Annotated in this window: 13 protein-coding genes and 1 tRNA gene; 6 read left to right on the forward strand and 8 right to left on the reverse strand. The window is 69.0% G+C overall.

The features are described 5' to 3' along the window. Window positions 1-7: 7 nt before the first annotated feature. From ACZ67T_RS08575 to ACZ67T_RS08590, 4 genes are all read right to left on the reverse strand, one after another. Entirely contained in the window at window positions 8-838 is an 831-nt protein-coding gene (locus ACZ67T_RS08575) for an MBL fold metallo-hydrolase (RefSeq protein ID WP_469982525.1), read from the reverse strand. After that, window positions 835-1,710: an NUDIX hydrolase gene (locus ACZ67T_RS08580; protein WP_469982527.1), complete on the reverse strand. Its 876-nt coding sequence runs from the start codon at window positions 1,708-1,710 to the stop codon at window positions 835-837. The genes ACZ67T_RS08575 and ACZ67T_RS08580 overlap by 4 nt, the downstream gene beginning before the upstream one ends. Before the next feature lie 315 nt (window positions 1,711-2,025). Further along, on the reverse strand, window positions 2,026-2,496 hold the full coding sequence (locus ACZ67T_RS08585) for a RidA family protein (RefSeq protein WP_469982528.1): 471 nt from the start codon (window positions 2,494-2,496) through the stop codon (window positions 2,026-2,028). Continuing rightward, window positions 2,493-2,651: a DUF4177 domain-containing protein gene (locus tag ACZ67T_RS08590; RefSeq protein WP_020129281.1), complete on the reverse strand. Its 159-nt coding sequence runs from the start codon at window positions 2,649-2,651 to the stop codon at window positions 2,493-2,495. Before ACZ67T_RS08590 ends, ACZ67T_RS08585 begins: the two co-directional genes overlap by 4 nt. A gap of 81 nt (window positions 2,652-2,732) precedes the next feature. On the opposite strand from ACZ67T_RS08590, the gene bagA reads away from it, so the two are divergent. Continuing rightward, window positions 2,733-3,710, forward strand: a complete 978-nt coding sequence (gene bagA / locus ACZ67T_RS08595) for an ATPase BagA (RefSeq protein WP_469982530.1) — start codon at window positions 2,733-2,735, stop codon at window positions 3,708-3,710. 6 nt (window positions 3,711-3,716) lie between these two features. Then, window positions 3,717-5,135 carry an ATPase BagB gene (bagB, locus tag ACZ67T_RS08600; protein WP_469982532.1) on the forward strand — a complete coding sequence of 473 codons (1,419 nt, stop codon included), beginning with the start codon at window positions 3,717-3,719 and terminating at the stop codon, window positions 5,133-5,135. An 83-nt stretch (window positions 5,136-5,218) separates the two neighbouring features. Here bagB and ACZ67T_RS08605 read toward each other — a convergent pair whose 3' ends face one another. Further along, complete coding sequence (locus tag ACZ67T_RS08605; RefSeq protein WP_199841926.1) at window positions 5,219-5,563, reverse strand: WhiB family transcriptional regulator; 345 nt, start codon at window positions 5,561-5,563, stop codon at window positions 5,219-5,221. 428 nt (window positions 5,564-5,991) lie between these two features. Between ACZ67T_RS08605 and ACZ67T_RS08610 the strand changes: the two genes are divergently transcribed. Continuing rightward, a complete protein-coding gene (locus ACZ67T_RS08610) occupies window positions 5,992-8,223 on the forward strand; it encodes a transglycosylase domain-containing protein (protein WP_469982534.1) in 2,232 nt (743 codons plus the stop codon). A gap of 190 nt (window positions 8,224-8,413) precedes the next feature. On the opposite strand, the gene ACZ67T_RS08615 is transcribed toward ACZ67T_RS08610, so the two are convergent. Next, a complete protein-coding gene (locus ACZ67T_RS08615; RefSeq protein WP_469982535.1) occupies window positions 8,414-8,878 on the reverse strand; it encodes a GatB/YqeY domain-containing protein in 465 nt (154 codons plus the stop codon). Window positions 8,879-8,954: 76 nt separating this feature from the next. Between ACZ67T_RS08615 and ACZ67T_RS08620 the strand changes: the two genes are divergently transcribed. Both ACZ67T_RS08620 and ACZ67T_RS08625 read left to right on the forward strand, forming a co-directional pair. Continuing rightward, complete coding sequence (locus ACZ67T_RS08620; RefSeq protein ID WP_469982536.1) at window positions 8,955-9,893, forward strand: metallophosphoesterase; 939 nt, start codon at window positions 8,955-8,957, stop codon at window positions 9,891-9,893. 91 nt (window positions 9,894-9,984) lie between these two features. After that, a tRNA-Pro gene (locus ACZ67T_RS08625) sits at window positions 9,985-10,058 on the forward strand. A gap of 707 nt (window positions 10,059-10,765) precedes the next feature. On the opposite strand, the gene ACZ67T_RS08630 is transcribed toward ACZ67T_RS08625, so the two are convergent. Beyond that, complete coding sequence (locus tag ACZ67T_RS08630; protein ID WP_469982537.1) at window positions 10,766-11,296, reverse strand: nuclear transport factor 2 family protein; 531 nt, start codon at window positions 11,294-11,296, stop codon at window positions 10,766-10,768. Between the two features lie 245 nt (window positions 11,297-11,541). Here ACZ67T_RS08630 and ACZ67T_RS08635 point away from each other — a divergent pair, with 245 nt between their 5' ends. Then, complete coding sequence (locus ACZ67T_RS08635; RefSeq protein ID WP_469982539.1) at window positions 11,542-12,471, forward strand: calcium-binding protein; 930 nt, start codon at window positions 11,542-11,544, stop codon at window positions 12,469-12,471. Between the two features lie 193 nt (window positions 12,472-12,664). Here ACZ67T_RS08635 and ACZ67T_RS08640 read toward each other — a convergent pair whose 3' ends face one another. Next, the gene (locus ACZ67T_RS08640; protein ID WP_469982540.1) at window positions 12,665-12,808 is read right to left on the reverse strand and encodes a hypothetical protein; all 144 of its coding nucleotides are present in this window, start codon (window positions 12,806-12,808) and stop codon (window positions 12,665-12,667) included. Window positions 12,809-12,946: the final 138 nt, after the last annotated feature.

The raw sequence follows: 12,946 nt of genomic DNA on the forward strand, positions 1-12,946 counted from the left end.
CGGCCCTCTAGATGAGCCCGTGCTCCGTCAGATAGTCGAGCTGAGCCAGCACGGACAACTCGGCGGCAGGCCACAGGGAGCGGTCCACACCCGCGTACACATGGGCAACGATTTCTGACGCTGTGACATAACCGCTCTCGACGGCGGTCTCGACCTGGGCGAGCCGGTTGGCGCGGTGGGCGAGGTAGAACTCGACGGCGCCCTGGGCGTCTTCGAGTACGGGCCCGTGCCCCGGCAGCACGGTGTCGACCCCGTCGTCGACGGCGAGGGACCGCAGCCGCCGCAGCGAGTCGAGATAGTCCCCGAGCCGCCCGTCGGGATGGGCGACGACGGTGGTCCCGCGCCCGAGCACGGTGTCACCGGTCAGCACGGCGCGATCGGCGGGCAGATGGAAACAGAGCGAATCAGCGGTGTGCCCGGGCGCGGCGACGACACGCAGCTCGAGCCCACCGACAGCCACGACATCCCCACCGCCCAGCCCCTCGTCCCCGAGCCGCAGAGCGGGATCGAGGGCCCGCACCTTCGTCCGGGTCAGCTCGGCGAACCGGCCGGCGCCCTCCGCGTGATCGGGATGCCCATGAGTGAGGAGGGTCAGCGCCACGCGCTTACCGGCAGCCTCGGCGACCTCGACGACATTCCGCAGATGCGCGTCGTCGAGGGGCCCGGGATCGATCACGACGGCCAGCTCGGAATCGGGCTCGGAAACGATCCACGTGTTGGTCCCGTCCAGGGTCATCGCGGAGGCGTTCGGAGCCAGCACGTTGACCGCGCGCGCGGTGGCGCGCCCGGACAGCGCCCCGCCGCGGGGCTGTCCGGGAAGAGCGGCGGCTTCGGTCATGCGGAGGTTCCCCCGGACGTGATCGGAATGTGCTTGGTGAACTCATCATGACCGGGCCAGGACAGAACAATCTCCCCACCCTCCAGCCGGGCCCGCGCGAGCACAGGGGAAAGATCCTGCGCCGCGGCGCCCACGAGGGCCGCCTCTGCGCTGTCGAAGCCGGCCAGCGCCCGCAGCGTCGCGATCGTGGGCGGCATCATCATCAGCTCGCCCTTGTCGTACCCGTCGGCGGCCTGCTCGGGCCGGATCCACACGGTCCGATCGGCTTCGGTAGAGGCGTTACGGGTACGCTGCCCCTCCGGCAGAGCGGCGACGAAGAACCAGGTGTCGTACCGCCGGGGCTCGAACTCGGGCGTGATCCACCGCGCCCAGGCCCCCAGCAGATCGGACCGCAGAACCAGCCCACGCCGCCCGAGGAACTCCCCGAACGACAACTCCCTCTGGACGAGCGCCTCCCGGTCGGCCTCCCAGGACTCACCGGTCGTGTCCCCCACCACGGACGCCGCGTCGGGCCCGGCGAGCAGCACGCCCGCCTCCTCGTACGTCTCCCGCACGGCGGCACACACGATCGCCTGCGCCGACTTCTCGTCCACGCCGAGCCGGGCCGCCCACGTTGCACGCGAGGGCCCGCCCCACCGCACGACCGACTCGTCGTCACGGGGATCCACGCCCCCGCCCGGATACGCGTACGCGCCCCCGGCGAAAGCCATGGAGGCGCGTCGACGCAACATATGCACTTCGGGACCGGCGACCGCGTCCCGCAGAAGCATGACGGTCGCGGCCCGCCGCGGCACAGCGGCCGCCAGCTCACCCGCCGCGAGCGCACGAATCCGCTCGGGCCACTCCGGGGGGTACCACTGCCCATTCGCCATGGCCGGAGGCTATCCGCTACCAAGCGGATGTTCGAGAGCCACAGACGATCAAGTGCTGAGGCTGTCCCGGCGAACAGCCCACCGTCCCCGTCCGCGTACGAAACCGGAGGGGCCGTGGCGCGATGTGCGCGCGGAGCCGCCGGCACCACCTGCGGGGCAATCGGCCGGACGGCGAAACGCCGTGGAACAGCGAGCACGTACCTCCCGGCGCGGCCCCGCCCCTACGAGACGGAGCGCGCCGGGACGGCCCGGACCGGACCCAGGACCTCAGCCCCGACTCCCGGCCCGCCCACCAACCTCGGCGGAGCGAAAAGCTCAGCCCGAAACGAGCTCGACCTGAACCTCGACCTCGACAGGCGCGTCCAGCGGCAGAACGGCCACACCCACGGCGGACCGGGCGTGCACACCCTTCTCACCGAGAACCTCGGCGAAGAGCTCACTGGCCCCGTTCACGACACCCGGCTGCCCGGTGAAGTCAGGCGCGGAGGCGACGAAGCCGACGACCTTCACCACACGAGCGACCCGATCGAGATCACCGGCAACGGACTTCACCGCGGCGAGCGCGTTCAGCGCACACGTACGGGCCAGCTCCTTGGCCTGCTCGGCGGTGACCTCGGCCCCCACCTTCCCGGTGAGCGGAAGCTTCCCGTCCACCATCGGCAGCTGACCGGCCGTGTACACGTACACACCGGACTGCACGGCCGGTTGGTAAGAGGCGAGCGGCGGCACGACCTCGGGCAGGGTCAGCCCGAGCTCGGCGAGGCGCGCGTCGACGGCCCCGCTCATGCCTTCGCCCGCTTCAGGTAGGCCACGAGCTGCTCGGGGTTGTTCGGCCCGGGCACGACCTGGACGAGCTCCCAGCCGTCCTCGCCCCAGGTGTCCAGAATCTGCTTGGTCGCGTGCACGAGAAGAGGCACGGTCGCGTATTCCCACTTGGTCATACGGCCGACTGTAGCCGCTGGACCGGCGATGACCGACAGCCTCCTGCGTAGCCCGCGCGCGGACTGGTTAGGCTCGAAGACGTGAGCAGGCTCCAGGTCGTCAGCGGCAAGGGCGGTACCGGAAAGACCACGGTCGCCGCCGCACTGGCGCTCGCCCTCGCGACCGAGGGAAAGCGCACTCTCCTGGTGGAGGTGGAAGGACGCCAGGGCATCGCACAGCTCTTCGAGACGGAAGCGCTGCCGTACGAGGAACGGAAGGTCGCGGTAGCCCCGGGGGGCGGCGAGGTGTTCGCACTCGCCATCGACCCGGAGCTGGCGCTGCTGGACTACCTCCAGATGTTCTACAAGCTGGGCGGCGCCGGCAGGGCGCTCAAAAAGCTGGGCGCGATCGACTTCGCGACAACGGTGGCGCCGGGCCTGAGGGACGTACTCCTGACGGGCAAGGCCTGCGAGGCGGTACGCCGCAAGACGAAACAGAACAAATACGCCTACGACTACGTGGTGATGGACGCCCCGCCGACGGGCCGCATCACGCGCTTCCTGAACGTGAACGACGAGGTCGCCGGCCTGGCCAAGATCGGCCCGATACACAACCAGGCACAGGCGGTCATGCGGGTCCTCAAGTCGCCGGAGACGGCGGTGCACTTGGTGACGCTGCTGGAGGAGATGCCGGTTCAGGAGACGTCGGACGGCATCGCGGAGCTGCGGGCGGCGAACCTCCCCGTGGGCAGGCTCATCGTGAACATGGTGCGTCCGGCGGTCCTGGACGACGCCGAACTGACGCTGGCCCAGGGCGGCGTGTCCAGGACGGCCATCGCCAAGTCCCTGTCCGCGGCCGGCCTGGGCGGCGCCCGCAGAGGCGGCAACGCCGAACGCCTGGTGACCCCGCTCCTCGACCAGGCGGCGGAGTACGCGGAACGGCACGAGCTGGAGCGCAGCCAGCGGGCGGTGCTGGCCGATTCGGGCCTGCCGCTGCACGAACTGCCCCTGCTGACCGAGGGGATGGACCTGGCGGGCCTGTACCGGCTGGCCACGGAACTGCGGAAGCAAGGGATCTAGAGACACATGACGTCGTCCCTGAGCCTGAACCCGACGGACACGCACGCACTCGACGTGGACCCACTCATCGACGATCCCAGGACGCGCATCGTGGTGTGCTGCGGCTCCGGCGGCGTCGGCAAGACGACGACGGCTGCGGCACTCGGCCTGCGCGCGGCCGAACGCGGCCGCAAGGTCGTCGTCCTGACGATCGACCCGGCCCGCAGGCTGGCCCAGTCCATGGGCATCGACAGCCTGGACAACACACCGCGCCGCGTGAAGGGGATCGACGACACGGCGGGCGGCGAACTGCACGCGATGATGCTCGACATGAAGCGGACGTTCGACGAGATCGTCGAGGCGCACGCGGACGGCCAGCGGGCCGAGGCGATTCTGGGCAACCCGTTCTACCAGTCGCTCTCGGCGGGCTTCGCGGGCACGCAGGAGTACATGGCGATGGAGAAGCTGGGCCAGCTGCGGGCCCAGGACGAGTGGGACCTGATCGTCGTCGACACTCCGCCGTCCCGGTCCGCGCTCGACTTCCTGGACGCGCCGAAACGTCTCGGTTCGTTCCTGGACGGCAAGCTGATCCGGGTCCTGATGGCCCCGGCGAAGGTCGGCGGCCGGGCCGGCATGAAGTTCCTGAACGTCGGGATGTCGATGATGACGGGCGCGCTCGGGAAGCTGCTGGGCGGTCAGCTCCTGCGCGACGTACAGACGTTCGTGGCGGCGATGGACACGATGTTCGGCGGGTTCCGCACGCGCGCCGACGCCACGTACAAGCTGCTCCAGGCCCCCGGTACGGCGTTCCTGGTGGTGGCGGCGCCGGAGCGGGACGCGCTGCGCGAGGCGGCGTACTTCGTGGAGCGCCTCGCCGCGGAGGACATGCCGCTGGCCGGGCTCGTACTGAATCGGGTGCACGGCAGCGGTGCCGCGCAGCTGTCGGCCGAACGGGCGCTCGCGGCCGCAGAAAATCTTGACGAGCGCGGCATTGTGGATCAGGGGGACGGGAATGTAGAGCTGCGTACCGCTCCCGAAGCAGGCTCCCCCGGCCCGGCAAGGGACACGGCCGACGAGCACGCCCAGACGCCGGACAAAACCCCACATAGCGCGCCCGTACACACACATGCACCCAACTCGCCCGCCACAGACACGCCTGCCATCGCGACCACAGACCGCGGCACGACAGACCGCACGGCCGCAAACCACGCGACCACAAGCCACGCAGCGACAGACCAACTCACGGCGGGTCTGCTGCGATTGCACGCGGAGCGCATGCAGCTGCTGGCTCGTGAGCAGCGCACACGCGACCGCTTCGCGGCGCTCCACCCGGAGGTGGCGGTCACCGAGGTCGGCGCCCTGCCCGGCGATGTGCACGACCTGGCAGGCCTGAGGAGCATCGGAGACCGGCTCGCGGCCGGTGCGGATCCGGCCGGAGCTGCGTGAGCCGTGCGGACGCCTCCCGAGGCGCGGGCCACCACACGGCTTGGCTCGCACCCCTCGGACGCCCTGGAAGGAGCTCGGCTCCCTCACCCCACGGCGGCGTACCTCTCGTATGTCGCGTCGTCATCGATGTCCACGGGCAGCAGGCCCGCACCGCGCTCGTACTCCGTACGAGCCGTCTCGAGCAGCCGGCGCCACGAGGTGACGGTGGGGCGCCTGCGCAGCAGCGCACGGCGTTCCCGCTCGGTCATGCCACCCCACACGCCGAACTCGACGCGGTTGTCGAGCGCGTCGGCCAGGCACTCGGTCCGCACCGGGCATCCGGTGCACACCGCCTTCGCCCGGTTCTGCGCTGCTCCTTGAACGAACAGTTCATCTGGATCGGTAGTGCGGCAGGCCGCCTGCGCACTCCAGTCGGTAACCCAGCCCATACCGGCGCCGTCCTCTCCCGAATCGAGGCTCCCCCACGGCGGCAGCGGCATATTCACCGCCGCCAGTTGAGGACGTTACGGAAGGTGGACACAGCGCAACACCCCCTTCGGGCCCAATCTTGAATGGCCCGAACGGACTATGCGTAAGCGGCAGATCACCCGACGGAGTGAGCCGAGGGCATGCGCGACAAAACCGGCAAACCGGGGCGTTTCAGTTGAGTCACAGCGGACACCAGGTGACACTCAAGGCGGTTTCGGACACACCCTCACCAACCACGGAACGACCGTGGAGGAGTGGTGAGATGACTACCGGAACGATTCGGGTTCGCCGGACGTCTTGATACGTGACCGTACTGCTGTGACAGTTGAGTACAGCTTAGGCCAAGGCATATACGCCTGTCCGGAGAATCAGAACGTAGGCTGCCCTCATGGGAAAGAAGCGCTCGGGCGGTGGACTGTCACCGACTCAGCAGGCCGCCAAGTTCCTTGGTGTCAGTGTCCTCGCGGGAGCCGTCCTCGCCGGAATCGCGCTGCCCGCAGCGGGCGCGCTCGGCCTCGCGGCGAAGGGCTCGGTCGAGGGATTCGACGATATCCCCGCCAACCTCAAGCAGCCGCCACTCAGTCAGCGCACCACGATCCTGGACAACAAGGGCGGCGCGATCGCGACGGTCTACTCGCGCGACCGCACGGTGGTGCCCCTCAAGGACATCTCGCCGTACATGCAGAAGGCGCTCGTCGCGATCGAGGACTCGCGCTTCTACGAGCACGGCGCCGTCGACGTGAAGGGCATCCTGCGCGCGATCAACGAGAACGCGCAGAGCGGCGGTGTCACGCAGGGCGCGTCCACGCTCACCCAGCAGTACGTGAAGAACGTCTTCATGGAGGAGGCCGGCGACGACCCGACAAAGCTCGCCCAGGCCACCCAGCAGACGATCGGCCGCAAGATCCGCGAGCTGAAGTACGCGATCCAGCTCGAGGACAAGCTCGGCAAGAAGCGCATCCTCGCCAACTACCTGAACATCACGTACTTCGGTGAGCAGGCCTACGGCGTCGAGGCCGCCTCGCAGCGGTACTTCTCCAAGTCGGCGAAGGACCTGACGATCGAGGAGTCCGCGATGCTGGCCGGCATCGTCCAGTCCCCGAGCCGCTACGACCCCGTCAACGACGAGGCGGAGGCCACCAAGCGACGGAACGTCGTGCTCCAGCGGATGGCCGAGACGCACGACATCTCCCAGGCCGAGGCGGACCGCGCCAAGGAGAAGCCGCTCGGCCTGAAGATCAGCAAGCCGCAGAACGGCTGCATCACGGCGGTCAAGGGCGCGGGCTTCTTCTGCGACTACGTACGCGAGGTGTTCCTCACCGACCCGACCTTCGGCAAGACGAAGGAAGCGCGGGCGAAGATCTGGAACCGCGGCGGCCTGAGGGTGCAGACCACCCTCGACCCGCAGACGCAGGAATCGGTGCAGGCGTCGATCAAGGATCACGTCTACCAGACGGACAAGGTCGCGACAGCGGCCACGTTCGTCGAGCCCGGCACCGGCAAGATCCTCGGCATGGGCCAGTCGAAGCCGTACGGCTTCGGCAAGAACGAGACGCAGATCAACTACTCGGTCGACCGCAAGATGAGCGGGTCGAACTACGGCTTCCCGACGGGTTCGACGTTCAAGCCGTTCCTCGCCGCTGCCGCCCTGGAGCAGGGCACTCCGGTGACGAAGGAGTACCCGGCGCCGTACCGGATGCCGTATCCGAAGTCGGTCCAGACGTGCAGCGGCAAGCCGTGGGTGAACAGCGGCGGCGCCACCGTGGAGAACGAGAACGAGTCCGAGGTCGGTCCGTACGAGCTGGAGGAGGCGATGGCCAAGTCCATCAACACCTACTTCGTGCAGATGATCGGTGACACCGGGATGTGCCCGGTGATGGACATGGCCGACAAGCTGGGCGTCGTCCAGGGCAACGGCGACAAGCTCCCCGAGGTCCCGGCCATCGCGCTCGGCTCCAAGGGCATCTCGCCGCTGACCATGGCGAGCGCGTACGCCGCCTTCGCCAACCGCGGCACGTACTGCACGCCGATCGCCATCGAGTCGATCACGGCCCCCGGCGACAAGTCGCTTCCGGTGCCGAAGTCGTCGTGCTCGCGCGCGATGACCACGAAGACCGCCGACAGCATCAACACCCTGCTGAGCGGCGTGACCGACTCCGGTACGGGCCGGGAGGCCGGTCTGACCGACCGGGCCAACGCGGGCAAGACCGGTACGACCGACAGCCGTAAGAACGCCTGGTTCGTGGGGTACACGCCGAACCTGTCCGGCGCGGTCTGGGTCGGCAGCGCCCTGCAGAACGTCGAGATGGAGAACATCACCATCGGTGGCCAGTACCAGGCGAAGGTCTTCGGCGGCCAGGTCCCCGGACCGATCTGGAGGGACGCCATGGTCGGCGCCCTCGCCGACAAGCCGTCCCCCGGCTTCAACCTGATCAACATCCCCGACCCCAGGGAAGACCGGGACAGGGACAGGGACAGGGACAGGGGCGACGACCCGGACGAGAACGACGGAAAGCCGGGCCGGAACGGCGGCGGGAACGGCGACAGCCCGTGGCCGGACATCTCCCTCCCGCCGGACATCCTCGGCGGCGGCAACGGCCACGGCGGCGGACGCCGCTGAGCGAGCGGACGCCGCTCGGGCGAGTCCCGCTCGGGCAGTGACGGTACGCGGATGGGGCGCCCCTCTATCGGGGGCGCCCCATCGGCGTATGTGTGAGGGGAGGGGTGAGGCGGAAGGCCGGCACGAGACCGGAACGTCTTCCCCTCACCCCGAAGGGCGCTCTCAGCGGGCGAGCACCCCGGCGGACATCTCAGCCGGCGAGCAGCTGCTTCACGACGGCGGCGACGCGGCCGCCCTCCGCCAGGCCCGCGACCTTCGGGTTCACGATCTTCATGACCTGGCCCATGGCGCGCGGTCCCTCGGCGCCGGCCGCCTTCGCCTCCTCGACCGCCTGGGCGACGATCTGGTGCAGCTCGTCGTCGGAAAGCTGCTTGGGCAGGTACTCGGCGAGCACCTCGCCCTCCGCCTTCTCCCGCTCGGCCTGCTCGGCGCGGCCGCCCTGCGCGAACGCCTCGGCGGCCTCGCGGCGCTTCTTCGCCTCGCGGGTGATCACCTTCTGCACCTCGTCGTCGGAGAGCTCGCGCGCCGTCTTGCCCGCGACCTCCTCCTTCGTGATGGCGGAGAGGGTGAGCCGGAGCGTCGAGGAGCGCAGCTCGTCACGCCCCCGGATCGCGGCGGTGAGGTCTTCCTGCAGCTTCGACTTGAGCGTGGTCATGCAGCGATTGTCGCAGGTACGCGATGCCCTACGCCCCTTGATTTCCGGGACCTGCCGGGTCTGACACGATGGGCGTATGCGCGCGCGATACGGGGCTCCCCTGAAAGTGACAGCAGGCATCACGGCGGCGGGCGCCGCCGGACTGATCTACGCGGCGGGGTTCGAAGCCCGTTCGTTCCGCCTGCGACGGGTCACGGTCCCGGTGCTTCCCGCGGGGATGCGCCCGCTGCGCATCCTCCAGGTGTCCGACATCCACATGGTCGGCGGCCAGCGCAAGAAGCAGCGCTGGCTGGGCTCCCTGGCCGGCCTGCGCCCCGACCTCGTGATCAACACGGGCGACAACCTGTCCGACACGGAGGGCGTGCCGGAGGTCCTGGACGCGCTGGGCCCGCTGATGGACTTCCCCGGCGCGTACGTCTTCGGCTCGAACGACTACTACGGCCCCAGGCCCCGCAACCCGGTCCGCTATCTCTTCGAGAAGGCCCGCGGCGCCCACGGCCTCAACGGCAACGCCCCCGCGGTCGGCGTCGTCCACAACCCGTGGGAAGACCTGCGCGACGGCTTCGACGCGGCGGGCTGGCTGAACCTCACCAACAGGCGGGGCTCCCTCAAGATCGACGGCATGGAGATCGGCTTCACCGGCCTGGACGACCCGCACATCAAGCGCGACCGGTACGCGCACGTGGCGGGCGGCCCGGACTCGGGCGCCGACTTCTCGATGGGCATCGTGCACGCTCCGTACCTGCGTTCCCTGGACGCGTTCACGGCGGACGGCTACCCGCTGGTACTGGCGGGCCACACCCACGGCGGCCAGGTCTGCATCCCCTTCTACGGGGCGCTGGTCACCAACTGCGACCTGGACACGGACCGCGTGAAGGGCCTGTCGACCCACGAGGCCGAAGGCCACCGCTCCTACCTGCACGTCTCGGCCGGCTGCGGCGCGAACCGCTACACCCCGGTCCGCTTCGCCTGCCCCCCGGAGGCGACCCTCCTGACCCTGACCCCCGGACCCTGAGAAAACCGGATTTCGTCTACGGCCGCCGGTCCGCTAAAGTAATCGATGTCGCCACGACCTGCAGAACAGCGGGACAGTGGAGCAACGACATCGGGGTGTAGCGCAGCTTGGCAGCGCGCTTCGTTCGGGACGAAGAGGTCGTGGGTTCAAATCCCGCCACCCCGACAGCTGAAACACCAGGTCAGGGCCGTTCTCCCTTCACGGGAGAGCGGCCCTGACTCGTTTCGTGGGGCCGCTGGGGAGTGAACGGGGAGTGGATCAAGGAAATTCACTCCCCCCGCCGTCACTCCTGACGTGCTCTGAGCAAGGCATCGAGCGTACGCGCCGGAGATCGCGGATGCATGGACAACCTCAGCCCGCAGAGGCAGGGCCTGCACGACCGACTGGTCCGCAGCAGGGTGGTCATGCGGGGCCGGTGACGGTGCAGGCATGACGGGCGATCACGAGCAGCACCCCGGGCCGACCGCACATGCGCGCTCATATCAGCGCTCGAGGGCGGCCCCGGCGAGTTCGCAACGAGAGGGTCGGTCCGTGCCGCAGGCATGCCAAATGGAGCGGGGACTCACGGGGAACCGCGGTTGCCGGCGGAGCTGAGGTGTTGGTGGTACGGGAGCTGACGTCACCCAGGTCAGCGCCCAACTCGCCCCATCACGCTCCTCAAGCGGTGTTCTCGGGGCTCTCCCCCAGGTGTGCCCCAAGAGTGTCTAGCGGTGGAGAAGCCGCAGGCGAGAGGGTCCAGGGGAGCCCGCTGTAAATCCGCCGGCTCAGCCTGCCCGGGGGCGAATCCTGGCGCCGCCTCACAGGGGAAGCCCCCTTCGATCAGCCTTGACGGCAGGTCGGAGGAGGTTCCTCGTTGGCGGTCGAACGCCGCTTCAATCGGACCGTAGAGCCAACTCATTGAACCCGGTGCCGGCGTCCATGGCGGCGACCTGGTCCTCCAGCAGCGGCAGCCGCGCGGTGAGGGCGCGATCGATCAGGCCGGTCTGGGCTAGTACGGCCGCCTGGTCCCAGTAGATGTGCTCGCTGTCGATGGCGCCGTCGCGGAATGCCACGATCGCCACGAGGGGGATCTGTACGGCCCTGCCGGTCGGCTTCACGCCCGGGAGGATCCAGGGGACCTCGATGTCGTGAGTGAAGGAGACGATCAGCTCATCGACGACCCGGTCGTCCCCGACGGTGCGGGAAACGGACCGCAGAGCGAAGTCGGCGGGGTTGTGGCCGATGAACCAGCGGGCGTAGAAGTCGGAGACCTCGCGTCGTCCGCTGGCGCCCATGGCGGTGGGCACATGGAGCACGGTCGGATGGTCGGTCATCGTGCTCATCGTGGCCTGCAGGTCCAGGTTCACGAACTCACCGTCCGTGTGGGCCGTCCAGCAACGCTCCATGGCCGCGTGGTCAACCAAGAGGATCTCCTCGGGACGGGTCTCCAGTATCTGGGCGGCCGTGTCCGCCCGCTATCGCAGCCCAAGGGGGCTGTACGACACGACACGCAGGGTGATGCACCTCACACGCCTCACCTGTCGCTCGCGTACAACCCTTTCGCTTCATCGCCGATCAAGACTGTGCGGCCGCTGTGGCCGTGCGTGATGAGGGTCCGCCCGCCTGCGACCTGCATCTGCCCATCGACAGTCGATAACGGAGCCTCCTCATGTCCCAGCACTCCCGCAAAAAGTTGACGTCCGGCAAGAAGGTGACCCTGGGCGTCAGCGCACTGGCCGCCTCCGGGCTCGCCGTCGGCCTGCTCGTCACACCGTCCGCGATGGCCGGCGGGACCGGCGCGGCTGAGGCGCAGGAGCAGAGCAAGGCCGCGGCCGCCGACGCGTCGGCGGCGAAGGCCGCCGCGCCCAGGCCCAGGACCCTGGCCGCGAGCACTGCCGACTCCACCGTCGTCTCCGGCGTCACCGTCAACGGCGGCAACAGCGCCCAGGTCGGGACGACGAACACGCAGACGATCACCGTGAAGTGGACGCTTAACGGCGGGTCGAAGCTCTACGGCAGCAACGCGTCGCTCTGGCGCGGCACCGACACCGACAGCGGAATGAAGCGGTGGTTGAACTCCGAGGAGTTCAATGCGGACACCGACCCATGCGTTCAGTCCGGCGACGCCACGTACAGCTGCACGGCCACCTTCAAGATCGACCCTCAGAGCTACCTGACGAACGAGGATGCCGGAGCCTGGAAGATCTCCCTCTGGGCAGTCACCGATGCGGCCACCGACGTGAACACCGACAACGCCATGACCTGGTACCTCAAGCGCTGGTCCCGGCTGAGCAACAACGCGGCCCCCGAGCCCGTCGCCAAGGGCAAGACGATCACGATCACCGGCAAGCTGGAGCGCGCCAACTGGGACACCCACAAGTACGCGGGCTACACCCAGCAGACCGTCCGCCTCCAGGAGCGTTCGCTGACCGGCTCGTACGCCACCACCAGCAGCCACATCACCGGCACCGGCAGCCTGGCGGGCGTCGAGAAGCAGACTCGCACCGCCACCACCGACCGCTGCTACCGCTACAAGTTCGAGGGCACCTCCACCACGCCGCCGGTCACCGCCACCGGTGACTGCGTGGACGTGCGCTGAGCACGCTGGCCTGACCGCCCACACCGGGTCAGTGAGGCGACGGACCCATCCTCGTCCCGGTGTTGGCCGGCCTGCGGATCCGGTAGCGCGGGCCCCTAGTCCGTGTCGCCGACAGCGCCACGCGAGTGAGCGAGCGTCTCTGACCGGGTATCCCGGCGGGCGGGGTGAACACGAACTGGTCGCCGCTCCCGAACTAGCCGCCGCCGTCGCCCGTGGCGATTCCCGCGGTGCCGTCACCGGAGGCCGTGCCGCGTCCGGTCTGTGCGTGCGCAGGTGTGGCCAACAGCAGGGGACCTGCGAGACATGCCATCGCGACCGCGACCATCAAAACCAGCATCCGCAGCAAAGTACGTCGTTCGCGACCTGAAGTCATGCGCCCGTAGCGGGCCTTGACGTGTGCCGACATCGTGGTGTCCGTCTCCTTGAGACTGAAGGGTGCATACGCCCTGCACCGTCACCCTTCTCAGCCGGGTCG

The organism is Streptomyces sp. NPDC107517, assembly GCF_055582645.1.

Excerpts from the sequence above, each read along its gene's own strand:
- ACZ67T_RS08575 (WP_469982525.1), bottom strand. The coding sequence starts at position 838 with ATGACCGAAGCCGCCGCTCTTCCCGGACAGCCCCGCGGCGGGGCGCTG.
- ACZ67T_RS08580 (WP_469982527.1), bottom strand. The coding sequence starts at position 1,710 with ATGGCGAATGGGCAGTGGTACCCCCCGGAGTGGCCCGAGCGGATTCGT.
- ACZ67T_RS08585 (WP_469982528.1), bottom strand. The coding sequence starts at position 2,496 with ATGAGCGGGGCCGTCGACGCGCGCCTCGCCGAGCTCGGGCTGACCCTG.
- ACZ67T_RS08590 (WP_020129281.1), bottom strand. The coding sequence starts at position 2,651 with ATGACCAAGTGGGAATACGCGACCGTGCCTCTTCTCGTGCACGCGACC.
- bagB (WP_469982532.1), top strand. The coding sequence starts at position 3,717 with ATGACGTCGTCCCTGAGCCTGAACCCGACGGACACGCACGCACTCGAC.
- ACZ67T_RS08605 (WP_199841926.1), bottom strand. The coding sequence starts at position 5,563 with ATGGGCTGGGTTACCGACTGGAGTGCGCAGGCGGCCTGCCGCACTACC.
- ACZ67T_RS08610 (WP_469982534.1), top strand. The coding sequence starts at position 5,992 with ATGGGAAAGAAGCGCTCGGGCGGTGGACTGTCACCGACTCAGCAGGCC.
- ACZ67T_RS08615 (WP_469982535.1), bottom strand. The coding sequence starts at position 8,878 with ATGACCACGCTCAAGTCGAAGCTGCAGGAAGACCTCACCGCCGCGATC.
- ACZ67T_RS08620 (WP_469982536.1), top strand. The coding sequence starts at position 8,955 with ATGCGCGCGCGATACGGGGCTCCCCTGAAAGTGACAGCAGGCATCACG.
- ACZ67T_RS08635 (WP_469982539.1), top strand. The coding sequence starts at position 11,542 with ATGTCCCAGCACTCCCGCAAAAAGTTGACGTCCGGCAAGAAGGTGACC.
- ACZ67T_RS08640 (WP_469982540.1), bottom strand. The coding sequence starts at position 12,808 with ATGCTGGTTTTGATGGTCGCGGTCGCGATGGCATGTCTCGCAGGTCCC.